24 protein-coding genes are annotated in these 24,487 nt (G+C 74.4%); 9 read left to right on the top strand and 15 right to left on the bottom strand.

What is annotated here, in order from left to right:
- Positions 1-139: 139 nt before the first annotated feature.
- Complete coding sequence (locus KMS84_RS11220) at positions 140-415, bottom strand: SHOCT domain-containing protein (protein WP_256915993.1); 276 nt, start codon at positions 413-415, stop codon at positions 140-142.
- Between the two features lie 304 nt (positions 416-719).
- Here KMS84_RS11220 and KMS84_RS11215 point away from each other — a divergent pair, with 304 nt between their 5' ends.
- Positions 720-905, top strand: coding sequence for a DUF1272 domain-containing protein (locus tag KMS84_RS11215; protein ID WP_256915992.1), 186 nt, complete (start codon positions 720-722; stop codon positions 903-905).
- Between the two features lie 70 nt (positions 906-975).
- Here the strand turns inward: KMS84_RS11215 and KMS84_RS11210 are convergent, their stop codons facing one another.
- Positions 976-1,878, bottom strand: coding sequence for an NAD(P)-dependent oxidoreductase (locus KMS84_RS11210; RefSeq protein ID WP_256915991.1), 903 nt, complete (start codon positions 1,876-1,878; stop codon positions 976-978).
- Between the two features lie 137 nt (positions 1,879-2,015).
- On the opposite strand from KMS84_RS11210, the gene KMS84_RS11205 reads away from it, so the two are divergent.
- A complete protein-coding gene (locus KMS84_RS11205) occupies positions 2,016-2,552 on the top strand; it encodes a hypothetical protein (protein WP_256915990.1) in 537 nt (178 codons plus the stop codon).
- Positions 2,553-2,581: 29 nt separating this feature from the next.
- On the opposite strand, the gene KMS84_RS11200 is transcribed toward KMS84_RS11205, so the two are convergent.
- Both KMS84_RS11200 and KMS84_RS11195 read right to left on the bottom strand, forming a co-directional pair.
- Positions 2,582-3,826, bottom strand: a complete 1,245-nt coding sequence (locus tag KMS84_RS11200; RefSeq protein ID WP_256915989.1) for an ROK family protein — start codon at positions 3,824-3,826, stop codon at positions 2,582-2,584.
- A 28-nt stretch (positions 3,827-3,854) separates the two neighbouring features.
- A complete protein-coding gene (locus KMS84_RS11195) occupies positions 3,855-4,517 on the bottom strand; it encodes an alpha-ketoglutarate-dependent dioxygenase AlkB family protein (RefSeq protein WP_256915988.1) in 663 nt (220 codons plus the stop codon).
- Positions 4,518-4,595: 78 nt separating this feature from the next.
- Between KMS84_RS11195 and KMS84_RS11190 the strand changes: the two genes are divergently transcribed.
- Positions 4,596-5,735 (top strand): methyltransferase, encoded by a 1,140-nt coding sequence (locus KMS84_RS11190; RefSeq protein WP_256915987.1) that lies wholly within the window; start codon positions 4,596-4,598, stop codon positions 5,733-5,735.
- On the opposite strand, the gene KMS84_RS11185 is transcribed toward KMS84_RS11190, so the two are convergent.
- The 4 genes from KMS84_RS11185 to KMS84_RS11170 all read right to left on the bottom strand — a co-directional run bounded on the left by KMS84_RS11185 (position 5,722) and on the right by KMS84_RS11170 (position 10,558).
- Complete coding sequence (locus KMS84_RS11185) at positions 5,722-6,564, bottom strand: class II fructose-bisphosphate aldolase (RefSeq protein ID WP_256915986.1); 843 nt, start codon at positions 6,562-6,564, stop codon at positions 5,722-5,724. The two genes, KMS84_RS11190 and KMS84_RS11185, sit on opposite strands and share 14 nt — an antisense overlap.
- Before the next feature lie 9 nt (positions 6,565-6,573).
- On the bottom strand, positions 6,574-7,455 hold the full coding sequence (locus KMS84_RS11180) for an SIS domain-containing protein (protein WP_256915985.1): 882 nt from the start codon (positions 7,453-7,455) through the stop codon (positions 6,574-6,576).
- 186 nt (positions 7,456-7,641) lie between these two features.
- Positions 7,642-9,573, bottom strand: coding sequence for a molecular chaperone HtpG (htpG, locus tag KMS84_RS11175; protein WP_256915984.1), 1,932 nt, complete (start codon positions 9,571-9,573; stop codon positions 7,642-7,644).
- Between the two features lie 133 nt (positions 9,574-9,706).
- On the bottom strand, positions 9,707-10,558 hold the full coding sequence (locus tag KMS84_RS11170; protein WP_256915983.1) for a hypothetical protein: 852 nt from the start codon (positions 10,556-10,558) through the stop codon (positions 9,707-9,709).
- 205 nt (positions 10,559-10,763) lie between these two features.
- Between KMS84_RS11170 and KMS84_RS11165 the strand changes: the two genes are divergently transcribed.
- Positions 10,764-11,510: a maleylpyruvate isomerase family mycothiol-dependent enzyme gene (locus tag KMS84_RS11165; protein WP_256915982.1), complete on the top strand. Its 747-nt coding sequence runs from the start codon at positions 10,764-10,766 to the stop codon at positions 11,508-11,510.
- Between the two features lie 13 nt (positions 11,511-11,523).
- Here KMS84_RS11165 and KMS84_RS11160 read toward each other — a convergent pair whose 3' ends face one another.
- Entirely contained in the window at positions 11,524-11,928 is a 405-nt protein-coding gene (locus KMS84_RS11160) for a MarR family transcriptional regulator (RefSeq protein ID WP_256915981.1), read from the bottom strand.
- Positions 11,929-12,014: 86 nt separating this feature from the next.
- On the opposite strand from KMS84_RS11160, the gene KMS84_RS11155 reads away from it, so the two are divergent.
- Positions 12,015-13,574: an MFS transporter gene (locus tag KMS84_RS11155; RefSeq protein ID WP_256915980.1), complete on the top strand. Its 1,560-nt coding sequence runs from the start codon at positions 12,015-12,017 to the stop codon at positions 13,572-13,574.
- 81 nt (positions 13,575-13,655) lie between these two features.
- Positions 13,656-13,943, top strand: a complete 288-nt coding sequence (locus KMS84_RS11150) for a DUF6332 family protein (RefSeq protein WP_256915979.1) — start codon at positions 13,656-13,658, stop codon at positions 13,941-13,943.
- Here KMS84_RS11150 and KMS84_RS11145 read toward each other — a convergent pair.
- The 3 genes from KMS84_RS11145 to KMS84_RS11135 all read right to left on the bottom strand — a co-directional run bounded on the left by KMS84_RS11145 (position 13,904) and on the right by KMS84_RS11135 (position 17,513).
- Positions 13,904-14,569: a response regulator gene (locus KMS84_RS11145; protein ID WP_256915978.1), complete on the bottom strand. Its 666-nt coding sequence runs from the start codon at positions 14,567-14,569 to the stop codon at positions 13,904-13,906. The two genes, KMS84_RS11150 and KMS84_RS11145, sit on opposite strands and share 40 nt — an antisense overlap.
- A 14-nt stretch (positions 14,570-14,583) precedes the next feature.
- Positions 14,584-15,819: a sensor histidine kinase gene (locus KMS84_RS11140; protein ID WP_256915977.1), complete on the bottom strand. Its 1,236-nt coding sequence runs from the start codon at positions 15,817-15,819 to the stop codon at positions 14,584-14,586.
- 392 nt (positions 15,820-16,211) lie between these two features.
- Positions 16,212-17,513, bottom strand: coding sequence for a geranylgeranyl reductase family protein (locus KMS84_RS11135; RefSeq protein ID WP_256915976.1), 1,302 nt, complete (start codon positions 17,511-17,513; stop codon positions 16,212-16,214).
- Positions 17,514-17,714: 201 nt separating this feature from the next.
- Here KMS84_RS11135 and KMS84_RS11130 point away from each other — a divergent pair, with 201 nt between their 5' ends.
- Complete coding sequence (locus tag KMS84_RS11130) at positions 17,715-19,070, top strand: dipeptidase (RefSeq protein WP_256915975.1); 1,356 nt, start codon at positions 17,715-17,717, stop codon at positions 19,068-19,070.
- Positions 19,071-19,416: 346 nt separating this feature from the next.
- On the opposite strand, the gene KMS84_RS11125 is transcribed toward KMS84_RS11130, so the two are convergent.
- Complete coding sequence (locus KMS84_RS11125; protein ID WP_256915974.1) at positions 19,417-20,460, bottom strand: NUDIX hydrolase; 1,044 nt, start codon at positions 20,458-20,460, stop codon at positions 19,417-19,419.
- Positions 20,461-20,602: 142 nt separating this feature from the next.
- Positions 20,603-20,797, bottom strand: coding sequence for a hypothetical protein (locus tag KMS84_RS11120; RefSeq protein WP_256915973.1), 195 nt, complete (start codon positions 20,795-20,797; stop codon positions 20,603-20,605).
- A gap of 237 nt (positions 20,798-21,034) precedes the next feature.
- Here KMS84_RS11120 and KMS84_RS11115 point away from each other — a divergent pair, with 237 nt between their 5' ends.
- Positions 21,035-21,970 (top strand): ADP-ribosylglycohydrolase family protein, encoded by a 936-nt coding sequence (locus tag KMS84_RS11115; RefSeq protein ID WP_256915972.1) that lies wholly within the window; start codon positions 21,035-21,037, stop codon positions 21,968-21,970.
- Positions 21,971-22,237: 267 nt separating this feature from the next.
- Here the strand turns inward: KMS84_RS11115 and KMS84_RS11110 are convergent, their stop codons facing one another.
- Positions 22,238-23,215, bottom strand: a complete 978-nt coding sequence (locus KMS84_RS11110; RefSeq protein WP_256915971.1) for an ROK family protein — start codon at positions 23,213-23,215, stop codon at positions 22,238-22,240.
- 230 nt (positions 23,216-23,445) lie between these two features.
- On the opposite strand from KMS84_RS11110, the gene KMS84_RS11105 reads away from it, so the two are divergent.
- Entirely contained in the window at positions 23,446-24,483 is a 1,038-nt protein-coding gene (locus KMS84_RS11105) for a LacI family DNA-binding transcriptional regulator (protein ID WP_256915970.1), read from the top strand.
- Positions 24,484-24,487: the final 4 nt, after the last annotated feature.

The raw sequence follows: 24,487 nt of genomic DNA, 5'->3' as shown, positions 1-24,487 counted from the left end.
GGCGGGCCCGGCGGCGTCTGGTGCGTGCGATCGCAAGGCGGAGGGTCACCCCGATACTGGTTGTATCGGGGTGATCCCGACAACGCGGCGAGCGTGCGTGCCAGGCGTCGCCAGGCAGACGGGACTTTCGAAACACGCCCTAGCGGCCCGGCCGGCCGAACTGCTCGTCCAGGACGGACACCCGCCGCCAGTACTCGTCCTCGTCGATCTCGCCGGAGGCGAAGCGCCGGCCGAGGACGGCGAGGGGGGAGTCGCCGGCGGGACGGTCCACGGGGTTCCAGGGTCCGCGGCGGCCGCGCCCGACCGTGCGGCGCACGACGGTGACCACGCCGACGACGGCGGCCGCCCAGATCAGCGGAAGGAACAGGATCCAGGGGCCGGGTCCGCCGCCGCCCCAGTTCGCCAGGGTGTTCATCTCGGGTCATCTCCTCGGTGAGATCCTCGTGCACTGCGATGCCTCGAGAGTCCCGCCGCGAGGGGGTCCCGGTCGTCGTACGGGCAGCGGCAGTGCGCGTACCTCCCCGGGAGTAGGCGCGACGAGCCGCCGGACGCGCCGCAGGCGCGGGGTCGCCCGGCACGGGCCGGGGGCGGCCGTGGCCCGATCGGGTGGACGTCCGGCACGTCGGGACGCTGTCCGGGGCGGGCGCGCCGGGCGAGGATGGCCGGCGGCGGACGAAGCCGGACGCCCGACGACGTCACAGGCGAGGAGCGGGACAGCCATGGCCCTGGAGATGCGCGACCACTGCGAGCGCTGCACGACGACCGCCCTGCCGCCCGACGCGGCCGCCCGGATCTGCTCCTACGAGTGCACCTACTGCGTGCCGTGCGCCGACGCCATGCGGGACGTCTGCCCCGACTGCGGGGGCGAGTTGGCCCCCCGGCCCCGCCGAGCCGCCGCCGTCTGACGCCTCGCGGCCCCGGGCGACGGCCGGCGGCCGGGCGGGCACTCCTCGCCGGGCGGTCGCCGGTCCCGGATCAGACGCCGTCGTCGGAGGGGGCCGCGTCGTCGAAGCTGGCGAAGTAGGCGGCGACCATGTCCTCGTCGCCGTGCCCTTGGGCCGCGGCGCGCTCCAGCCGCTCGGCGCTCGCCGCCGCCACGTCCAGCCGGACGCCGTTCGCGCGACCCGCCTCGACGATCAGACGCGCGTCCTTGGCGGCCGTCGTCACGGCGAACTGGGCGGGCGAGAGCCGTTCGTCGAGGACCAGGGCCGTCTTCGCCTTCAGGTAGCCCATGTCGAGCGGGCCGCCCTCGATCAGGTCGAAGAAGGCATGCGGGTCGACGCCCAGGGCCTGCGACAGGGCGAGGACCTCGCCGGCCGCGGCGGTGGCCGCGAGGACCCAGCTGTTGGCGACCAGCTTCAGGCGGGTGGCGCTGCCCTCGGCGCCGTCCTCGCCGGTCCACACGGTCCGCACGCCGACGGCCTCCAGGACGGGGGTCACCGCGGCACGCCCGGCCGGCGGTCCCGCCGCGAGGACGGTCAGCCGACCGGCCTCGGCGGGCTGGCGGGTGCCCAGCACGGGCGCGTCGAAGAAGACGAGGCCATGGGCGTGGGCGAAGGCGGCGAGGTCCCCGACGGCCTCGATGCCGGCGGTCGTCGACTGCACCCAGGCCGCGCCCTCGCGCAGCGCGGGCGCCGCCAGCCGCATGACCTCCAGTGCGGCGGGACCGTCGTGGAGCATGGTCAGGACGACGCCCGCGCCCTCGACCGCCTCGGCGGGAGTGCCGGCCACGTGCACGCCGTCCGCGGCGAGCGGCTCCGCCTTGGCGCGGGTGCGGTTCCAGGCCCGCACGGTGTGGCCGGCGCGGGCGAGGTTGCGGGCCATCGCGGCGCCCATGATGCCCGTGCCGAGGACGCTCACGGTCAGGTTGTCTGTCATGCCGTCAACCTACGTCGGCGGGGCGCGCGGAGGGCCGTCCGGCCGCGCCCGGCGCACCGGGTCGCGGCCCATGGGCGGCATGCCTTGTCCGCGGCCGACGTCGACCGCGATGATGGCGGTCTCTACCGGAGGTGACCATGCGGATGCGGAACGCCGCCGCGGCCTGCGCGGGCCTCGCGGCGCTGTCCTCGCTGACGGGCTGCACCGTGCCGGTCGCGGGGCTCACGGGCGTCACGGTGACCGAGGACGGACGGCCGGTCGGCGTGCTGATGGTCTGTCACGACCATGTCGACGGGGCCCTTCTGTACACCGACGGCGTCGGGTCGGCGGGGGACACGGCCGAGGAGAGCGAGTCCGAGGACGTGGGGCGCTGGAGCTCCTCGGAGCCCGTCACCGGCTTCGTGAGCTGGCCGCTGGCCACCGGGGGCGATGGCTGGCGGGTCGACGAGGCGATGCCCGCCGCGCTGCGCCCGCGGCGGGCGTACCACCTGTTCGGCGGGACCGACGACGACTCCTGGTCGACGGTCGACGTCTCCTTCACTCCCGAGCAGCTCGCCGCGCTCGCCCCCGGCCAGGTGCGCTACTTCGCCGGTGAGGTGCGGGGCGCGGACGCCGACGGCTATGTGACGGGGTCGGTGGCGCGGTTCCGTGCCGCCGCGTGCCGGGACGACTGACCCGCCCCGCCCGCGCCGCGCCCCGCGCGTCATCCGGCGGCCAGCGCACCCAACGGGTCGTCCAGCACGGGTTGCCAGGCCAGTTCGGCCGCGCCGACCAGGCTGTTGTGGTCGAGGGAGCAGGCCAGGATGGGGACGCCGCCGCTGTGCCCCCACAGGCTGCGGTCGGAGACGACCGCGCGCAGCCGGTCGGGGTCGGCGTCCAGGAGGGTGCCGTGCAGGCCGCCGAGGACGATGCGGTCGGGATTGAGGATGTTCACCAGGCCCGCCAGGCCCAGCCCGAGCCGGTCGATCAGGGCCTGGACGGCCCGGCGGACGACCGGATCGCCGTACTCCTCCCGGATGAGGTCGTCGGCCTGCCGCAGCAGGGAGCCCTCCGGGCCGGGCTCGCGGCCCGCGGCCGTGAGCAGGGCGAGCGGATCGGCCTCGACGTCGAGGCAGCCGCGGCTGCCGCAGTGACAGGGCCGTCCCTCGGGGTTGACGGTCAGGTGTCCGACCTCGAGGGCGAGACCCGAACTGCCCGTGTGCAGACGGCCGTCGAGCACGAGCGCGCCACCGACGCCCCGGTGTCCGGTGGCCACGCACAGCAGGTCGCGGGCGCCGCGTCCCGCGCCGTGCCGGTGCTCGGCGAGGGCGGCGAGATTGACGTCGTTGGCTGCGAAGGCCGGACCGGTGACACCCGCGGCCCGGATCCGCTCGGCGAAGATCTCCCGCACCGGCGCGCCCGCGGGCCACGCGAGGTGCAGCGGGTTCAGCGCCCGGCCCTCGGGCTCGGTGACGGCGGACGGCACGGCGAGCCCGGCGCCCACACAACGCCTGCCGGTCAGCCGCAGCAGGTCCGCCCCGGCGTCGACGGCGGCGCCGAGGACCTTGGCGGGGTCGGCGTCGACGGTCTCGCAACTGGGCGTCGTGGCGACGATCCGCCCGCCGAGGCCGACCAGCGCGGCCCGGTACCCGTCGGAGTGGACCTGGGCGGCGAGGACGACCGGTCCCTCACGCGCGACCTCCAGCCGGTGTGAAGGACGGCCCTGCGATCCGGCCGCCGCGGCGGGCCGCGCGTCCACCCGGATCAGCCCCAGCGCCTCCAGTTCCGCGGCGACCGCGCCCGCCGTCGCGCGGGTGACGCCGAGTTCCGCGGTGAGCACGGCCCGGGTGGGCGCCCGTCCGGTGTGCACGAGCTCCAGCGCGGGCCCGAGCGCTCCCCGCCCCCGGTCCAGCCGCGCCCTCGAAGTGCTCCCTTCCCCCGCCGGCCGGGGGTCCGCCTTGCCGCTCATGAGGGCGAGTCTCCCATGATCCGCTTCGTCAGGCGGCGTCCGGGAAGCCACTGACGCGCAGGGTGACGTTCAGCCGTCCGGTCAGCCCGAGCCCGGCCGGAGCCGTGCCCGGCAGGACCCGGGGCACCCCGTGACAGGCGAGCCTGGACGCTCCCCCGAAGACGAACAGGTCGCCGCTGCGCAGTTCGACGTCCGTGTAGGGCCGGGTCCGCGTCCGCGTGTTGCCGAAGCGGAAGACGCAGGCGTCGCCGAGGCTGAGGGAGACGACGGGCGCCGTGGACCGTTCGTCGGCGTCGCGGTGCATGCCCATCCGGGCGTCGCCCTCGTAGAAGTTGATCAGCGCGATGTCGTACGCGGCGCCCTCGGCCTGCGCCGGGCCCAGCGCGTCGGACACGGCACGCCGGCCCAGTTCGCCCAGCCAGTCAGGGAAGGGCTTGACGGGAGCGCCGTCGCCGTCGGGGGCCGTGCGCGCGTAGGCGTACGGGTACCAGTGCCAGCCCAGACAGACCTGTCGCGCGGTCATGACGCCTCCGCCGGGTGTGCGGACCGTGCGCAGACCGGCCGGGGGGCGGGCCCACTCCCGGCAGGCCCGCAGCAGCTCGCGCTGCCGGGCGCCGTCCAGCCAGTCGGGCACATGCACCGCGCCCGGCGCGACCCGCGCCCGCCCGCGCGGAAACAGTCCGGTGTCCATGCCCCCATCCTCCTCCCCGTCTCGGGCACGGGGCCTGATCTGCGGCTCGGCTAGCCTTGACCCACGATGAACGACGCTATGACGACGCCGTGGGGCGAGGTCGCCCTGTCCCGCTTCCCCGAGGACCCGCGCGAGACGCTGCGCGCCTGGGATGCCGCCGACGCGTACCTGCTCAGACACCTCGCCGCGCGCGACGTCCCGCCGGCCGGCTCCGTGGTCGTGCTCGGCGACCGCTGGGGCGCGCTGGTCACGGCGCTCGCGGCGCACCGGCCGACCCAGATCACCGACTCGTGGCTGGGCCAGGAGGCGACCCGGGCGAATCTCGCGCGGGCCGGCGTCGAGACCGGCGCCGTCGGGCTGCTCACCACCCAGGACCCGGCGCCGGAGCGGATCGACGTGCTGCTGGTGAGGGTGCCGAAGAGCCTCGCGCTGCTGGAGGACCAGTTGCTGCGGCTGGCGCCCGCCGTGCACGCGGACACGCTGGTCGTCGGGGCCGGCATGGTGAAGGAGATCCACACCTCGACGCTGCGGCTCTTCGAGCGGATCATCGGACCGACCCGGACCTCGCTCGCCGAGCAGAAGGCCCGGCTGATCTTCTGCGCCCCGGACCCGTCGCTGAAGCGCCCCCGCAACCCGTGGCCGCACGCCTACGACCTGCCCGACGACGTGGGCGGCGCTCTCGCGGGCCGGCCGGTCGTCAACCACGCGGGCGTGTTCTGCGCCGAACGGCTCGACATCGGGACCCGGTTCTTCCTGCGGCACCTGCCGCGGACCACGGACCGGCGCCGGGTCGTCGACCTGGGCTGCGGCAACGGGATCGTCGGCACCGCGGTGGCGCTGGCCGACCCGGCCGCCGAGGTGCTGTTCACGGACGAGTCGTTCCAGGCGGTGGCGTCGGCGGAGGCCACCTACAAGGCCAACGGGGTGCCCGGACACGCCGAGTTCCGGGTCGGCGACGGGCTCGCGGGGGTGGCCGACGGCAGTGTGGACCTCGTGCTCACCAACCCGCCGTTCCACTCCCACCAGGCCACGACCGACGCGACGGCCTGGCGCATGTTCACCGGGGCCCGGCGCGCCCTGCGGCCGGGCGGCGAGCTGTGGGTGGTGGGCAACCGGCATCTGGGCTACCACGTGAAGCTCAAGCGGCTGTTCGGCGCCTGCGAGACGGTCGCGGGCGACCGCAAGTTCGTGGTGCTGAAGGCGGTCAGGTCGCGGTGAGTCCCACCCCGACGACGATCCGTTCGACGGTGCGCGCCATGGCCTCGCGCCCGGCGCCGAGGTAGCGGCGGGCGTCGACGACGTCGGGGTCCGCCGCCAGGCAGGCGCGGACGGCACGGGTCATGGCCTGGTTGAGCGCGGTGCCGACGTTGACCTTGGCGATGCCGCCGGCGACGGCCGCCCGCAGGTCACGGTCCGGGACCCCGGAGGACCCGTGCAGGACGAGGGGCACGTCGAGCGCCGCGTCGAGCCGGCCGATCAGCTCGTGGTCGAGGGCGGCGGTGCGGGTCGTCATGGCGTGGACGCTGCCCACGGCCACGGCCAGGGCGTCCACCCCCGACTCGGCGACGAACGCGCGGGCCTCGGCCGGGTCGGTGCGGGCCCCCGCGACATGGGCGCCCTTGCCGCCGATCTCCCCCAACTCCGCCTCGATCCAGAGGTCTTGGGCGTGTGCCCGGGTGACGGCGGCCCGGGTCGCGGCGAGGTTGGCCTCGTACGGCAGCCGGGAGGCGTCGTACATGACGGAGCTGAAGCCCGCCTCGGCCGCCCGGTCGAGGAGCCGGTCGCTCTGGACGTGGTCGAGGTGCAACGCGACGGGCACCAGGGCCCGTTCGGCGGCGACGGCGGCCGCACGGGCCAGGGGCAGCACTTCCCCCTGCCGGAAGGCGACGGCGTTCTCGCTGACCTGGAGCACGACGGGGGCGCCGGCCGCCTCCGCCCCCGCGACGACGGCCTCGACGTGCTCCAGGGTGACGACGTTGAAGGCCGCGACGGCGGTCCGGGCCGCGTGGGCCCGGGTGACCAGTTCGCCGGTGGTGGTGAGAGGCACCGCTCCTCCTCAGGGGGCGAGGACGACCGAGCGGGTGAGGTGGCGCGGGCGGTCCGGATCGAGGCCGCGTGCGGCGGCGACGGCCACGGCGAGGCGCTGGGCCCGGACCAGTTCGGCGAGCGGGTCCAGCGTGCCCTCGATCCACAGTGCGCCGGTGGCGCGCACGTCGTCGGCCAGGCCCCGCGGCGCCTTCCCGAACATCCAGACGGCCGTGCCCCGGGCGCTGATGCTGATCGGACCGTGCCGGTACTCCATGGCGGAGTAGGCCTCCGTCCAGGACAGCGCTGCCTCACGCATCTTCAGGGCGGCCTCGTCGGCGAGGGCGGCCGTCCAGCCCTGTCCGAGGAAGGTGAACTGCCGGCATTCCACGAGACCTGGGGGCAGGGGTGCGGCGAGCGCGGTGCGGGCGTCCTCGACGACGGCCTCGGTGTGCAGCCCCAGATGGGCGCGGAGCAGGGTCAGGGCGGTGGTGGCGAACCGGGTCTGCACCACGGAGCGTTCGTCGGCGTGGCGCAGGACGACCGCGTGGTCGGCGGCGGTCATGACCGGGGTGTCCGGGTCGGCGGTGATCGCGGTGGTGCGGGTGCGTCCGCGCAACCGGGCGAGCAGGTCGAGGACTTCGGTGGTGGTGCCGGAGCGGGTCAGCGCGACCACCCGGTCGTAGCGGCGGCCGTGCGGGAACTCCGAGGCGGCGAAGGCGTCCGTCTCGCCGTGTCCCGCGCCCTCGCGCAGCGCCGCCGCGGCCCGGGCCATGAAGAAGGAGGTGCCGCAGCCCACGAGCGCCACCCGCTCCCCCGGCTTCGGCAACTCCTCGGTGCAGGCGCCCGCTTCGGCCGCGGTCCGGCTCCAGCACGCGGGCTGGTCGGTCAGTTCGTCCTCGACGTGCGTCATGCCCCACCTCTCGCCGACGAAGTCGTGCCTGCACGGTAGGGCCGGGCTTCCCGCCGCTTCAACCGTGCGGACGCTCCCGGCCGTGGGCAGAAGCGAGCCCGGCGACGAGCCGGGCGGGGCGCGCGGACGGAGCGACGAGCCGGGCGGGCGCCACGCCCGCCCGGCTCGCGCACCCCGCGCACAGGGCTACAGCGCGCGTTCCAGGTGGTCGGCGACCAGCTTGACGAAGCGGCCGGGCTCCTTCGGGCGGCCGCCCTCGGCGAGGACCGCCAGTCCGTGCAGCAGTTCCGCGGTCTCGGCGAGGCCCGTGCGGTCCTCCCGCTCCCTGTAGGCCTGGTTCAGGCCCTTCACCAGCACGTGGTCGGGGTTGAGTTCGAGGATCCGGCGGGCGCGCGGCACCTCCTGCCCCATGGCGCGGTACATGTTCTCCAGCGCCGGCGTCAGGTCGTGCGCGTCGGAGACGATGCAGGCCGGGGACACGGTCAGGCGCGAGGACAGCCGCACCTCCTTGACGTCGTCGTCCAGCCGCTCCTTCATCCAGCCGAGCAGGTCGGCGTACTCCTCGCCCTGCTTCTCCCGCTCGCCTTCGGCCTTCTCGTCGTCCGTTCCGCCGAGGTCGACCTCGCCCTTGGCCACGGACCGCAGGGGCTTGCCCTCGAACTCGCCGACCGCGTCGACCCACACCTCGTCGACCGGGTCGGTGAGGAGCAGCACCTCGATGCCCTTGGCCCGGAAGGCCTCCATGTGCGGGGAGTTCTCGATGCTCTGCCGCGACTCGCCGGTCAGGTAGTAGACGGCGTCCTGCCCGTCCTTCATCCGCTCCACGTAGCTCTTCAGCGTGGTCGGCTCGTCCTCGCTGTGCGTGGTCGCGAACGAGGAGACGGCGAGGAGGGTGTCGCGGTTGTCGGAGTCGGTGAGCAGCCCCTCCTTCAGCACCGCGCCGAACTCGCGCCAGAACGTGGCGTAGCGCTCGGGTGCCGCGGTCATCATGTCCTTGACGGTGGACACGACCTTCTTGGTGAGCCGGCGCTGCATCATCCGGATGTGCCGGTCCTGCTGGAGGATCTCGCGCGAGACGTTGAGCGAGAGGTCCGCCGCGTCGACGACGCCCTTGACGAAGCGCAGGTACGGCGGCAGCAGCGCCTCGCAGTCGTCCATGATGAAGACGCGCTTCACGTACAGCTGCACTCCGCGCTTGTAGCCCTGGTTGTACAGGTCGTGCGGGGCGTGCGAGGGGACGAACAGCAGGGCCTGGTACTCGAAGGTGCCCTCCGCCTGGAGCCGGACCGTCTCCAGCGGTTCGCGCCAGTCGTGGCTGATGTGCTTGTACAGCTCGTGGTACTCGTCGTCGGAGACGTCCTCGCGCGAGCGCGCCCACAGCGCCTTCATGGAGTTCAGCGTCTCGGGTTCGCGCGCGGCGCCGGCCTCGTCCTCGGAGCCTTCGGGGGCGTCGCCGGCGGCGGCCGCCTTCGGGATCATCCGGATCGGCCAGGTGATGAAGTCCGAGTAGCGCTTGACGATCTCCCTGATCGTCCAGTCCGAGGTGTAGTCGTGCAGCTGGTCGTCGGAGTCGGCCGGCTTCAGGTGCAGGGTCACGGTCGTGCCCTGCGGGGCGTCGTCCACCCGCTCCAGGGTGTACGTGCCCTCGCCGCGCGAGGACCAGCGGGTGCCCTGGCCCTCACCCGCCTTCCGGGTCAGCAGCGTCATCTCGTCGGCCACCATGAAGCCGGAGTAGAAGCCGACGCCGAACTGTCCGATGAGGCCCTCGGCGCCGGCCTCGTCCTGCGCCTCGCGCAGTTCCTGGACGAACTTGGCGGTGCCGGAGTTGGCGATGGTGCCGATCAGCCGGCCGACCTCGTCGTAGGACATGCCGATGCCGTTGTCGCGCACGGTCAGGGTGCGCGCGTCGGTGTCGGTCTCGATGTCGATGTGCAGGTCGGAGACGTCGGCGTCGAGCGTGTCGTCCCGCAGCGCGGCGAGGCGCAGCTTGTCCAGCGCGTCGGAGGCGTTGGAGACGAGCTCGCGGAGAAAGACGTCCTTGTTCGAGTAGACCGAGTGGATCATCAGCTGGAGCAGCTGACGGGCCTCTACCTGGAACTCAAACGTTTCGGTCGACATGATGTGCGTGTACCTCACAGTTCCGGGAGTCTCCTGGACGGGCGACAGCCACTGTAAAACACCAAGTCAGGGTGGGCTGCCCGGCGTTCTGATCTCGGTGGTCCGCGCGTGCGGCGCCGGCCGGCCGGCGGGGTCAACGCAGGAGCGCGCCGCGCAGGGTGAGGCCGTAGCCGACGCGCAGCCGGCGCAGTTCCCACAGGGCGACCGCGGTCACCGAGCAGGGAGCGCCCAGCACCAGCAGGACCCGCAGCGGCCCCGGCACTCCGGCGTACGCGCCGGTGAGCACGTCGACGAGCGCCATCTCCCACACGAGGACCAGCGCCAGCAGCGGCGGGACGGTCTCGTGGATGTCCGCCGTGCGGAACACGTGCACGAGGGACATGCCGACGCCGTAGGCGACGAACGGCAGGACCCACACCAGCATGAACAGGGCGACGACGACGGTGATCACGGTCGTCGCCGGGCCGGTGGCGAACCTGCCGTCCAGGAGACCGGTGAGGACGGCGGCCGGGAAGAGGGCCACGCCGCCGATGAGCGCGAGGACCGAGCCGAGCGGCTTGCGGGCCCGCAGCAGCAGTTCCCGCCGCGCGGGCGGACGGGCCGCGCCGATCAGCACGCCGACGACCACCGGGAACGTCACCGACAGGACGAGGACGGCGTTCCAGGACTGGTCGAGGCGGTCGTCCGCGAGGTCCGCCACGGACGCGGCGAGCTTGTAGGAGAACGTCACCCACACCACCGCGGCCAGTCCGACGGCCGTGCGGACGCGCTGCATGCGGGCGACCGCCGGATCGTCGACGCGGCCGGGGCGCGAGGGACGGAAGACCTTGCGGCCGGCGGCGAGCGGGCCGACGGCTCGCCACATCCGGCGCACCGCCCCCACCCGCCGCACGGGCGGCGGTGGCGTCGGCTGCGGGCCGTAGGGGCCGTACGGGCTGTAGGGGTCGTAGGGCGGTCGGCCGCCCTGCTGATTCCAGGCGTTCATGATGTCGGCTCCCCCGAGTCGCGGCCGGATGTCGGCGCGTCGCGGAATCCTAGTGGCCCGGCGAGCGGGTCCCCGCGCAGACTCCGGGATCCCCGCGAAATCTCCTTCACCGGGGAGGCGCCCGGCGGGCCCCGGTGTCGGCGGCGAGCGGCGGAGCGCCGGAAATTCCTCCTCCTGAGGGCGCCCCGTCGTGCAGACTCCCCTCATGGAGACTGCCGGGTTCATCCGCGTCCTGGAACGCGAGGGGTGGGCGCTCGCCGCCGCGGCGGCGGAGGCCGGTCCCGACGCGAAGGTGCCGACCTGCCCGGACTGGCAGGTGAGGGATCTGCTGCGGCACACCGGCACGGTGCATCGCTGGGCGACCTCGTTCGTCGCGGCGGGACACACCGAGTTCATTCCCTTCGGGGAGCCGCCGGACCTGGACGGCGAACCGCTGCTGGACTGGTTTCGCGAGGGCCATCTGCGGTTGGTCGCCACCCTGTCCGACGCGTCGCCGGACGTGGCGTGCTGGCACTTCCTGCCCGCCCCGTCGCCGCTCGCGTTCTGGGCCCGGCGACAGGCGCACGAGACGGCCGTGCACCGTGTGGACGCCGACGCGGCCCGCGGCCGTGACATCGCGGGGGCGGCGCGGGACATGGACGCCGGGTTCGCGGCCGACGGGGTCGACGAACTGCTGCGCGGATTCCACGCGCGCCCGCGGAGCAGGGTGCGCACGAGGGAACCCGCGGTCTTGAGGGTGCGGGCGACCGACGCGGCCGACGCCGTGTGGACCGTGCGGCTGTCGGCCGAACCGCCCGTGACGGAACGCGGCGGCGCGGGGGCGGCCGACTGCGAGATCTCCGGGCCGGCGGCCGCGCTCTACCTGTCGCTGTGGAACCGGCTGCCGCTGCCCACCGTGTCCGGCGACGCCTCGCTCGCGGCGCTGTGGCGGGAGACGTCCGGCGTGGGCTGAGCCGTTGCGGCCGTCAGTCGGCGAGCATGCGGGCCAGCACCGCGCGCTGCACGGGCTTCACGTCGGCGTGCAGCGCGCGGCCCTTGGCCGTCAACGCCACCCGGACGCCCCTGCGGTCCTCCGCGCACAGTGCGCGCTCGACCAGGGCGTCCTTCTCCAGCCGGGCGACGAGCCGCGACAGCGCGCTCTGGCTGAGGTGGACGCGCTCGGCGATCTCCTGGACGCGACAGGCGGCCGGGCCGTCCGCCGCGTGCGACTCGGCGAGGATGTCCAGAACCTCGAAGTCGCTTGCGCACAGACCGTGTCGGTGCAGCGCCCGGTCGAGTGCGCACTGCGTGCGCGCGTGCAGGGCCAGCATGTTGCGCCACTGCTCCACGAGCGCCTGTTCGTTCCCGGCCCCGCCCTCCGTAGCCGCCATGCGGCGCACCGTAGCAGAGGACAGAAATCATTGCATCTGAATTAAATGCGCTTGCATTCAATGCATGCGCATGTAGTGTCTTCGCCATGACCTCTCCGCTCTCCTCCTCAGCGCCTCCGCTCCCCGAGGGCCGCTGGAACGCCCGCCTGTGGGGCACCCTGCTCGTGCTGTGCGCCGCGATGTTCCTGGACGCGCTCGACGTGTCCATGGTCGGTGTGGCCCTGCCGTCCATCGGCAGCGACCTCGGGCTCTCCACCTCGACCCTCCAGTGGATCGTCAGCGGCTACATCCTGGGCTACGGCGGTCTGCTCCTGCTCGGCGGCCGCGCGGCCGACCTGCTCGGCCGCCGCCAGGTCTTCCTGATCGCGCTCGGCGTCTTCGCGCTGGCCTCCCTGCTCGGCGGCCTCGTCGACTCCGGCCCGCTGCTGATAGCCAGCCGGTTCATCAAGGGCCTGAGCGCGGCCTTCACGGCCCCGGCCGGCCTGTCGATCATCACCACGACGTTCCCGGAGGGCCCCCTGCGCAACCGCGCCCTCTCCATCTACACCACCTGCGCCGCGACGGGCTTCTCGATGGGGCTGGTGCTGTCCGGACTGCTCACCGAGGCGAGCTGGCGTCTGACCATGCTGCTGCCCGCGCCGATCGCCCTGGTCGCGCTCGCGGCGGGCCTCAAGCTGCTGCCCCGCAGCGAGCGGGAGAAGAACCACCACGGCTACGACGTCCCCGGCGCCGTCCTCGGCACGGCGTCCATGCTGCTGCTGGTCTACACCGTGGTCCAGGCCCCGCAGTCCGGCTGGGCGTCCGCCCGCACCCTGCTCTCCTTCCTCGCGGTCGCCGTCCTGCTGGCCGTCTTCGTCGCGGTCGAGCGCCGCTCGGCGGGTCCGCTGGTCAGGCTCGGCGTGCTGCGCTCGGGGAGCCAGATCCGCGCCCAGCTCGGCGCCATGGCCTTCTTCGGCTCGTACGTCGGCTTCCAGTTCCTGGCCACCCTGTACATGCAGACGCTGCTCGGCTGGTCGGCGCTGCACACGGCGCTCGCCTTCCTGCCGGCCGGCGCCCTGGTGGCGGTGTCCTCGACCAAAGTGGGCTCGGTCGTCGACCGGTTCGGCACCCCCCGGCTCATCGCCACGGGCTTCGCGCTCATGGTCGCCGGGTACGCGCTCTTCCTGCGCGTCGATCTCGACCCGGCCTACGCGTCCGTCATCCTGCCGTCGATGCTGCTGATCGGCGCGGCATGCGCGCTGGTCTTCCCCTCGCTCAACATCCAGGCCACCAACGGCGTCCCGGACCACGAGCAGGGCATGGTCTCCGGACTGCTGAACACCTCGGTGCAGGTGGGCGGCGCGCTCTTCCTCGCCGTCGTCACCGCCGTGGTGACCGCCGGCGCCCCCGCCGAGCCCACCGCGCAGGCGGTCCTCGACAGCTACCGGCCCGGGCTGGCGGTTGTGACGGTCATCGCCGCCGCGGGCCTGCTCATCACCCTCCCCGGCCTGCGCGCCCGCCGCTCCCCCGGTTCGGTCGTGGTCGCCGGGTCCACCGCGGCCGGACCGACGCCAGGCGTGCGGACGGACGCCGCGACCAGGGCGGGGACGGCGGCGCAGCAGAAGGAGACGGCCGCGGAGGCGGCGACGGCCGGGGCCCGCGACTGACGGAAACCCCTCGTCGATGGGCGGGTGCGCCCGGCGGGCCGGCCCGGCCCGCCGGGCGCGCACCTGTGTGAGACTCACCCCATGAGCGGTTACGGGGAGCGGCGGCGCTCGCAGGCCGAGCGGGACGCGATCACCGTCGAGATCGGATACGCGTTGTTCAGCGCGGTGTTCGCGGCGGCGGTGCTGTTCGGGGCGGTGGCCGGCCCGGCGTTGCTGTTCGAACTGCCGCCCCTGGCGGAGAAGGTGACGCTGCGTACCGGCCTGGTGCTCGCTCCCCTGATCTTCCTGGTCCGGGTCGTCTCCGTCCTGGTCCGTTTCCGTGGCGGCGGTCAGCCGAGCCATCCCGGCCGCACCAGCCCCGACTCGTAGGCCAGCACCACGAGTTGGGCCCGGTCCCGGGCGCCCAGCTTCACCATCGTGCGGCTGACATGGGTCTTCGCCGTGAGCGGGCTGACGACCAGGCGGCGGGCGATCTCCTCGTTGGACAGGCCGATCCCGACCAGCGCCATCACCTCCCGCTCCCGCTCGGTGAGCCGGGCCAGCGCGTCCGCGGCGGCGGGCTCCTTGGAGCGGGCGGCGAACTCGGCGATGAGCCGGCGCGTCACCCCGGGCGAGAGCAGCGCGTCCCCGGCGACCACCGCCCTGACGGCACGCAGGAGTTCCTCGGGCTCGGTGTCCTTGACCAGAAAGCCGGAAGCCCCCGCGCGGATCGCCTCGAAGACGTACTCGTCCAGCTCGAAGGTGGTCAGCATGACCACCCTGACCTGTGCGAGGGCCTCGTCCTCGGTGATCCGGCGGGTGGCGGCGAGACCGTCGAGCAGCGGCATGCGGATGTCCATCAGCACGACGTCGGGCCGCAGTTCCCGCACCGCGCGCACCGCCGCCGCGCCGTCGGCGGCCTCCGCGGCCACCTCGATGTCGGGCTGCGCGTCGAGCAGCGCCCGGAACCCCGCCCGGACCAACGACTGGTCGTCGGCCAGCAGTACGCGGATCACCGTTCCTCCCTCGCTCACCGGTGTCCCCCGGCCCTCGTCGGCAGCACGGCGAGGACGCGGAATCCGCCGTCGGGCCGCCGTCCCGCCTCGATCGTGCCACCGAGCGCCGCGGCTCGCTCCCGCATCCCGGCCAGACCGTTGCCGCTGCCGCCCGCCTCCTCGCCGGTCGCCGGTCCGTCGTCGTCGATCCGGAGGCGGAGCGTCGTGCCGCGTGCCTCGAGCCGCACGCGCGCATGGCGCGAGCCCGAGTGGCGGACCACGTTGGTGAGGGCCTCCTGGACGATCCGGAAGGCGGCGAGGTCGGTGTGGGGCGGCAGCCGGGGCGCGGGTCCGCTCACGTCGACAGTGAGGCCCGCGCGCGCCGCCTGCTCCACCAGCTCCGGCAGCCGGTCCAGGCCGGGAGCCGGGGCACGCGGCGCGTCGCCCGGCGTGCGCAGGGTGTCCAGCACCTGCCGCACCTCGTCCAGCGCCTCCTTGCTGGCGGACTTGACGGTGGTGAGCGCCGTGCGCGCCTGCTCCGGGTCGGAGTCGAGCAGCGCGAGGCCCACGCCCGCCTGCACGTTGATGACGGAGAGGCTGTGGGCGAGGACGTCGTGCAGCTCGCGCGCGATGCGCAGCCGCTCCTCACCGGCGCGCCGCCGGGCCGCCAGAGCGCGCTCGGCCCGCTCCCGGGCCCACTGCTCCCGGCGGATCCGGGCCAGTTCCGCGACCGCCACGATCGCCACGACCCATCCGGCGACGACGATCTCCTGCCCGAGCGGGGCGGGACGGTCCCCGGCGGGCGGCAGCCACCGGTACAGCCAGTGCGCCACCAGCAGATGGACGGCCCACAGCAGGCCCAGGGCCGTCCAGGCGGCCCGGCGGTGCCCCGCCGCCACGGCGGAGCAGCACGCCACCGCCACGGTGAGGAAGACCGGCCCGTACGCGTAGCCCGCGCCGAGGTAGACCGCCACGGCGGCGGCCGTGCCGAGCACCACGGCCACCGGCCGCCGAAGCCGCCACAGCAGCAGGGCGCAGGCGAGCACCAGCAGCACCCGCGCGAACGGGTCCAGCGGGGCCCGCTCGCCCTCCTGCACATGGGCGGCGAACGCGGAACCGGCGAGCACGAGCACGGCGACCAGGACGGTGGAACGCCAGGGCAGACGTCCCGCGTCCGGCTCCGCGCCCTCCCGGCCCGCCCACGGAGGCGGCCACGGCCGGCGCCGCCACCGTCTCGGGCCGCCCCGCCCGCGCACCCGCTCTTCGTCCATACCGCCACGCTAGACGCCCCGCACCGGCCCGGACGTCCGCCGGGCGAGGTGGGCGGCCGTACTCCCCTGGACGTACGCGCGGTCGGTGGACGTCCGCCTCACATCTCCACGTGTGGGGCCCCGTGGACGTCCGCGTCGGCCCGTGCGTCCGCCCGGGAGACGGACGGAGGCAGGACGTCAACGGCCGCCGGAGGGACGGACGGACGCAGGAGCTTCCGCGGTCGCCGGAGGACGGAACCGGTGGACACGCAAGGACGCCGGGGAACCGCCGGTCCGGGCGTCGGCGGACCGCCGGCCCGGACGTCCGCGGACCGCCGGCCCGGAAATCAGCCGACCAGTGTTCCCCGGAGCCGGCGCGGACCTCCGAAAACCGGCAGGAGGGGAGGCCGGCCTCAGGACTCGCCGTCCTCCGCCGTCGTACCGGGCTGTGAGGAGGCGGGCGCGGGCGTCGACGCCGACGCGGCCGCCTGCCTCCGGTCCATCGCGGTCAGCGCCCGCTGGGCCATCGGGTGCGAGCGGACCAGCTCGCCCAGGGTGGTCCGGCCGCGGGTGATGTCGGTGAACGCCCTCCAGGCCGGGCGGATCCCGGTGAGCGCCGCGTGGAAGAGCCCGGGACGACGTTCGAACGCGGCGAGCATCCGCTTGCCGACGCTCATCTCCACGCCCAGCCCCGCCTTGATCGCGAAGGCGTAGTTCAGGGCCTGGCGCCGGGTGTCCACCGCGTCGTGGGCCTCCGAGATGCGGACCGCCCACTCGCCGGCGAGCCGGCCCGAGCGCAGGGCGAAGGAGATGCCCTCGCGGGTCCACGGCTCCAGCAGACCCGCCGCGTCCCCGCAGACCAGCACACGCCCGCGCGAGAGCGGCGAGTCGTCCGCCCGGCACCGGGTGAGATGGCCGGAGGAGATGCTCGGCTCGAAACCGGCGAGACCGAGCCGCCCGATGAAGTCCTCCAGATAGCGCTTGGTGGCCGCGCCCTCTCCGCGCGCGGAGATCACGCCCACGGTCAGGGTGTCGCCCTTGGGGAACACCCAGCCGTAGCTGCCGGGCATCGGCCCCCAGTCGATGAGGACGCGCCCCTTCCAGTCCTCGGCGACCGTGTCCGGAACCGGGATCTCGGCCTCCAGGCCGAGGTCCACCTGGTCGAGCTTCACGCCGACGTGCGCCCCTATCCGGCTCGCGCTGCCGTCGGCGCCGACCACGGCACGCGCCAGCAGCGTTTCGCCGCCCTGAAGGACCACCGCCACCGAGCGCCGGTCGGGCACCGTCGAGCCGTGCTGTTCGACGCGCTGCACGGTGACGCCGGTGCGCAGCTCCGCCCCCGCCTTCTGGGCGTGCTCGACGAGCTGCTGGTCGAACTCGGGCCGGTTGATCAACCCGAACAGCATCTGCCGCGAGCGGCGGGTCCGGGTGAAGCGCCCGTTGTTCGAGAACGTCACCGCGTGCACCCGGTCGCGGAAGGGCAGCTCGAAGCCCGGCGGCAGGGCGTCGCGCGAGGGGCCGATGATGCCGCCGCCGCACGTCTTGTAGCGGGGCAGCTCCGCCTTCTCCAGCAACAGCACACGCCGCCCGGTGACCGCCGCCGCGTAGGCCGCCGAGGCCCCCGCGGGTCCCGCGCCGACCACGACGACGTCCCACACCTGCCGGGCGTCCGCCGAAGCGTTCTCGTCGTCCGCCGAAGAGTTCTCGCTGCTCACGATGGTCTACTGCTCCCGATCAAGCTGCTTGCCGCACCTGTCCCCCGCATCCTACGGCGGAGATCGCCACGGTCCGATGACGGTCCGCTGTGGCAGGATCGGCGGCGTGCGCGCCCTCACCCGGCAACGCGTACGCTCGCACGGTCCCGCGAACGGACCAGTGCCACCCCGTACAACGTCGCACCCACAAGGAGCGTGCCCATGTCGTCGAATCCGATCGCCGAAACCGTCGCCTCGCTGATGCCCAGGGCGCGGGAGGAGCTCACCGAACTGGTGGCCTTCAAGTCGGTGGCGGACTTCGACCAGTTCCCCCGGAGCGAGAGCGAGGCGGCCGCCGACTGGATCACCGCCGCGCTGCGCGCCGAGGGCTTCCAGGACGTGGCCGCCCTCGACACGCCCGACGGCACCCAGTCGGTGTACGGCTTCCTGCCCGGACCCGCCGGCGCGAAGACGGTCCTGCTGTACGCCCACTACGACGTGCAGCCCCCGCTGGACGAGGCCGCCTGGACCACCCCGCCCTTCGAGCTGACCGAGCGCGACGGCCGCTGGTACGGGCGCGGCAGCGCCGACTGCAAGGGCGGCGTGATCATGCATCTGCTCGCGCTGCGCGCCCTGAAGGCGAACGGCGGCGTCCCGGTGAACGTCAAGGTGATCGTGGAGGGCTCGGAGGAGCAGGGCACCGGCGGGCTGGAGCGGTACGCCGAGCAGCACCCCGACCTGTTGAAGGCCGACACGATCGTCATCGGCGACGCGGGCAACTTCCGCGTGGGCCTGCCCACGGTCACCGCCACCCTGCGCGGCATGACCATGATGCGGGTCGCCGTCGACACGCTGGAGGGCAACCTGCACTCCGGTCAGTTCGGCGGGGCCGCTCCCGACGCGCTGGGCGCGCTGATCCGCGTGCTGGACTCGTTGCGCGCCGAGGACGGCTCGACCACCGTCGACGGTCTCACCGGCGACGCGCGCTGGGAGGGCCTTCAGTACGACGACGACCAATTCCGCCAGGACGCCAAGGTCCTGGACGGCGTCGCGCTGATCGGTTCCGGCACGGTCGCCGACCGGATCTGGGCCCGCCCCGCCGTGACCGTCCTCGGCATCGACTGCCCGCCGGTCGTGGGGGCCACGCCCTCCGTTCAGGCCGGCGCCCGGGCGCTGATCAGCCTGCGGGTGCCGCCGGGCGTGGACGCCGACGAGGCGACGAAGCTGCTCCAGGCCCACCTGGAGGCGCACACCCCGTGGGGCGCGCGGGTGAGCACCGAACAGGTCGGCCAGGGGCAGGCGTTCAGCGCCGACACCGCCAGCCCCGCGTACGCCGCCATGGCCGAGGCGATGGCGGTCGCCTACCCCGGGCAGGAGATGCAGTACGCGGGCCAGGGCGGGTCCATCCCGCTGTGCAACACCCTCGCCTCCCTCTACCCGCAGGCGGAGATCCTCCTCATCGGCCTGAGCGAGCCGGAGGCGCAGATCCACGCGGTCGACGAGAGCGTCTCCCCGCAGGAACTGGAGCGGCTGTCGGTGGCCGAGGCGCTCTTCCTGCGGACCTACGCGGCGAGCTGACCCCGCACAGCCGCCGGCCTCGGCCGCCACCGGGCCCCGTCCGACGGACGGGGCCCTTCGCGCGTCCGCCCCGTGGACGGCGTCATCCCCTGCGCCGGGCGCGCGCGGGCCGAGTCAGGACGGGAGGGGACGGGGCGGGGCGGGTCCGGTCCCGTCCGGTGGCTGCATGAGGTGGGCGGAGGGAGGCCGAAGGCGGGCAGGGGTCGCACGGGCGGGGCCGGGCGAGCGGGACTCGGACGAGCGGGCGGGCGGGCGCCCGGCACGCCCCGGACGTCGTCGAGGGGTGCGGTCCGCGCGGCCGGTTCACACAACCGCGGGCGGTGAGGTCCGCGCGGGAGGACGATGCTCAGCCCTGCGGTACGCCGGCCTCCAGGTAGAGCGCGGACCGGCGCTCGCGGGCGCGCAGGGCCCAGCGCAGCCGCTCGTAGCGAACCGGCGGGAGGAGGTCGGCCGCCTCCTCCTCGGTGGCGAAGCGCCAGGCGCGCAGTTCGGGGCCGGGCAGCAGGAGGCCGGCGACGGCCGAGGGGTCGAGCCGGCCGCCGTCGAAGAGGAGGCGCAGGCCGCCGTAGGCCGGGGGCACCGGTCGTTCCCAGTCGACGACCAGGAGCCCGGGCACGTCCGCCAGCTGGATCCCGGTCTCCTCCTCCACCTCGCGCATCCCCGCGCGCGCGGGAGCCTCGCCGGGCTCCACCACGCCGCCCGGGAACTCCCAGCCGGGCTTGTACGTCGGGTCGACCAGCAGCACGCGGTCGTGCTCGTCGAAGAGGAGCACGCCCGCCGCCACCGTCTCGGCGGTGGGTTCCGGGGTCTGCACGATGTCGCAGGCGGCGACGGCGCCGCTGCCGACGGCCTCGGCGATCCGGGCGGCCGTCTCCCGCGGGGTGAGCGAGCCGTTGTCGACCGGGTGGGCGTCGGCGGTGAGCCAGGTCGCCAGGGCGGCCCGGTAGGGCTCGATGTGGTCGTACGACCACTGGCGGATCCGCATCTCGCCGTCGGGGAGGTCCGCGGGGACCTCCCGGTCGGCTATGCGCTCGCGCAGGATCGTTTCCGCCGGGGCGAGGAGCACATGCCGGACGGCGATACGGCGGGCGGCGAGACCGCCGAAGATCTCGTCGCGGTACTCCTCGCGCAGCAGGGTCATGGGAACGACGAGCACGCCGCCCAGTTCGGCCAGCAGCGCGGCCGCCGTGTCGATCACCAGCCGCCGCCAGATCGGCAGGTCCTGGAAGTCGCCGGCCTCGGCCAGGCGCTTCGCGGGCAGCAGGTGCGGGAGCGTCGCCCCGATGACCTCGGGGTCGAAGAGCGTGCTGTTCGGGATCAGGTCGATCAGTTCCCGTGCGGTGGTGGTCTTCCCCGCACCGAACGCGCCGTTGATCCAGACGACGGTCACGGTTCCCCCTCTTCTGTTGGCCCCCTGTGGCTTGCCCGCTCCACCCTGCCACGGAAACCAGTTCGCGTTGAGGGCGTACGAACGCGACGGCGCCGGCGCCCCTCGCGGTGGGGCGCCGGCGCCGTGGTGCGGGGACGGGCCGTCAGTCGTTCTGCCCCAGGGCGCTGTCGTCGACCGCGAGGCTGTCGCTGGCGACGGTGTGGTCGAGCGCGCTGAGGGTGTCGCCGACGTTCAGTTTGTCGAGGTCCTCGGCGCCCAGACCGTGCGAGGGGGTGATCGCCGCGACGACGAAGCCGGTGGCGAGGGAGGCGATGGCGAGCATGCTGCGCTTCTTCATGCGCTGATCAACTGTGCGGACGCGCGCGGAGTCACGCCCCGTCCTCCCGATCCGCGGAATCCGCCCGATCCGCCCGATCCGCCTGGTCAGCCGGAGCAGCCGCATGCGGCGGATCAGCCGCGTACGCCGGGTCCGCTCAGGCCGGCCCGTCCGCGGGGTAATCCGTTCGCGTGGCCCGCCGGCCCATGGCGAGAATGCGGGCATCGCCATGTTCCGTGTCCGTGAGGAGTCCCAGCCATGACCGGTCCGCAGTACGCCCACGCCAGTCTGGACGGTCTCGTCACGGGCGACGCGTTCGGCGACAGCTGGTTCACCCGCTCCGACGAGCCGACCGAGGCCCTCTGGGCGGCCCGCGAGCTGCGTCCGGCCCCCTGGCCGTGGACCGACGACTCGGCGATGGCGTTCGTCCTGTTCGCCCACCTGACGACGCACGGGGAGGTCCGTCCGGACGACCTCGCGCGGGAGTTCGCCGCCGAGTACGGCCGCGACCCCGGCCGCAAGTACGGCCCGTCCATGCACGGCGTGCTGCGCCGCGTCGCCGAAGGCGAGGACCACCGGGCGGTGACGACCGAGCAGTTCGGCGGTCAGGGCTCCTACGGCAACGGCGCGGCGATGCGGGTCGCTCCGCTGGGCGCCTGGTTCCACGACGACCTGACGGCGGCCCGGGAGCAGGCCCGTCTGTCGGCGCTGACCACGCACGCGCACCCGGAGGCGGTGGCGGGCGCGGTGGCGGTGGCGGTCGCCGCCGCGCTGGCGGCCGCGGGCGCGGGCGGCGAGGCCCCGGCGCGGGAGGACTTCCTGCGCGAGGTCGCCGCGCACGTGCCGGAGGGCGACGTGCGCTCCGGACTGCTGGTGGCGGCGGGGCTGCCCGGGCACACCTCGGTGCGCCACGCCGCGTCCGTGCTGGGCTCGGGCACGCTGATCTCGGCTCCGGACACGGTGCCCTTCGCCCTGTGGTCCGCGGCCGGGCACCCGGACGACCTCACCGAAGCCCTGTGGCAGACCGTGGGCGGATGGGGCGACCGCGACACCACCTGCGCCATCGCGGGAGGAGTGGTCGCGGCCCGCACCGGAACGGGATCGGTCCCCTCGGCCTGGCGCCGGGCGCAGGAGCCCGTCCCCGCCTGGAGCGGCTGGACCGCCCCCGCCACGCCGGTCCCGACGACCGACTGACCCCGGCCGGCCCCGCACACCGGCCGAAGGCCGCTGCCGGTGCGGGGCCGCTGCCGGAGCCGGGCCCCTGCCGGTGCGGGACCGCTGCCGAAGCCGGGCCCCCGCCGGTGCCGGGCCGCTTCCGGTGCCACGCCGCTTCCGGACGCCGCCCGGTTCCGTCCGGCCCGGGCGCGGCACCAGCACCAGCACCAGCACCAGCACCAGCACCAGCACCAGCACCGAACGACCCCACCCCGGCCCGAGCTGCGCCCCTCGAACGCCCCGTTCTCAGCGGGTGGCCGGAACGTTCCTGCTCGGGTTCTTCAGGCCGCTGCCGCCGCCGGTCGCCAGGGCGGCCGCGGCCGCTCCCACGAGTCCCGCGTCCGTGCCCATCAGCGCGGGCGCCACCGTGAGGCGCTGGACGAAGGAGAGGGTCGCGTAGTCGCGCAGGGCCCGGCGCAGGGGGGCGAAGAGGATGTCGCCCGCCTTGCCCACGCCGCCGCCGATCACCGCGATGTCGATCTCGACCAGGGTCGCCGTCGCGGCGATGCCCGCGGCGAGCGCCTGGGCGGCGCGTTCGAAGGAGGCGCGGGCCACGGGGTCGCCCGCACGGGCGGCGGCGGCCACGGAGGCGGCCGAGGCGTCACCGTCGGGGCCGGGCAGCCAGCCGTTCTCCCGTGCCCGGCGGGCGATGTTGGGGCCGCTGGCGATGCGTTCCACGCAGCCGCGCGCTCCGCACGGGCACGGATCACCGTCGAGGTCGACGCTGATGTGGCCGATGTGGCCGGCGTTGCCCGTGGGCCCGGGGTGCAGCCGTCCGCCGAGGACGAGGCCGCCGCCGACGCCGGTGGAGACCACCATGCACAGCGCGTTGTCGTGGCCGCGGGCCGCGCCCTGCCAGTGCTCGGCCGCCGTGATCGCCACGCCGTCGCCGATCAGTTCGACCGGCAGGTTCCCGGTCGCCGCCCGGACCCGGTCGACCAGCGGATAGGCCCGCCAGCCGGGCACGTTCACCGGGCTGACGGTGCCGGCCGACGCGTCCACCGGGCCGGCGCTGCCGATCCCGACGGCTTGGACGCGCCCCCACAGCGGCGACACGCTCAGCTCCCCCACCACCTCCTCGACGGCCCGCATGACGGTGTCGCCGTCCTCCCGGGCGGGCGTGGGGCGCTGAGAGCGGGCCAGGATCGTGCCGTCGCCGTCCACCAGCGCTCCGGCGATCTTGGTGCCGCCGATGTCGAGCGCGGCCACTAGGTCGGTGTGCATCAGTCTGGGTTCTCCCCGTCCACCGGAAAATGAGCTGGCCGGTCCAGCGGTTGGGGGACGCGGGCCGGATTGCGGTGGACAGTCTCTCCCGCATCTGACAACGTTGTCCAGGCTCTATGCTCGACGCCACATCCTCATACAAACCCTGGGGCACCGCATCCCCGTCCGCGAGATCGACCGGACGGCGAGCATGCCGACCTCCCGCGGACGACAGGACAGGACACAGCATCGTGCCGGAGACGCAGCGCCGCCCCGAGAGCCGTTACGGCAACCGCCCGACGATGAAGGACGTCGCCGCGCGCGCCGGGGTCGGTCTCAAGACGGTGTCCCGCGTGGTCAACGGCGAGCCGGGGGTCACGCCCGAGACGGAACGCCGGGTCCAGGAGTCCATCGACGCGCTCGGCTTCCGGCGCAACGACAGCGCCCGTGTGCTGCGCAAGGGCCGCACGGCCACCATCGGGCTGGTCCTGGAGGACCTCGCGGACCCCTTCTACGGGCCGCTCAGCCGGGCGGTCGAGGAGGTCGCCCGCGCGCACGGCGCGCTGCTCATCAACGGCTCCAGCGCCGAGGACCCCGACCGCGAGCAGGAACTGGCGCTGGCGCTGTGCGCGCGTCGGGTGGACGGCCTGGTGGTGATCCCAGCCGGTGACGACCACCGGTATCTGGAGCCCGAGATCAGAGCCGGGGTCGCGACGGTCTTCGTGGACCGTCCGGCCGGCCGCATCGACGCCGACTGCGTGCTGTCGGACAACTTCGGCGGCGCCCGCGCGGGCGTGGCCCATCTCGTGGCCCAGGGGCACCGCCGGATCGGTTTCATCGGCGACATGCCCCGCATCCACACCGCCGCGGAGCGTCTGCGCGGCTACCGCGCGGCGATGGAGGACGCGGGGATACCCGTCGAGGACGCCTGGATGTCCCTGGGGGCCACCGACCCGCTGCGGGTGCGCCGCGCGGCCGAGGAGATGCTGTCGGGGGACGCGCCGGTCACGGCCGTGTTCTCGGGCAACAACCGGGTGACGGTCACCGTGATCCGCGTCCTGGCCGAGCGGACCCGCCGGACCGCCCTGGTGGCCTTCGACGACCTGGAGCTCGCCGACCTGCTCCAGCCGGGGGTCACCGTCGTCGCGCAGGACGCGGCCACGCTCGGCCGGACCGCCGCCGAGCGGCTGTTCCGGCAACTGGACGGGACCCTGCTCGTCCCCGAGCGCATCGAGCTGCCGACCCGGCTGATCACCCGCGGCTCGGGCGAACTGCCGCCGGCGGACTGAGCCG

This window comes from Streptomyces hilarionis, assembly GCF_024539675.1.
Lineage (GTDB): Bacteria > Actinomycetota > Actinomycetes > Streptomycetales > Streptomycetaceae > Streptomyces > Streptomyces hilarionis.
This window is presented reverse-complemented; position numbering and strand designations above follow the sequence as displayed.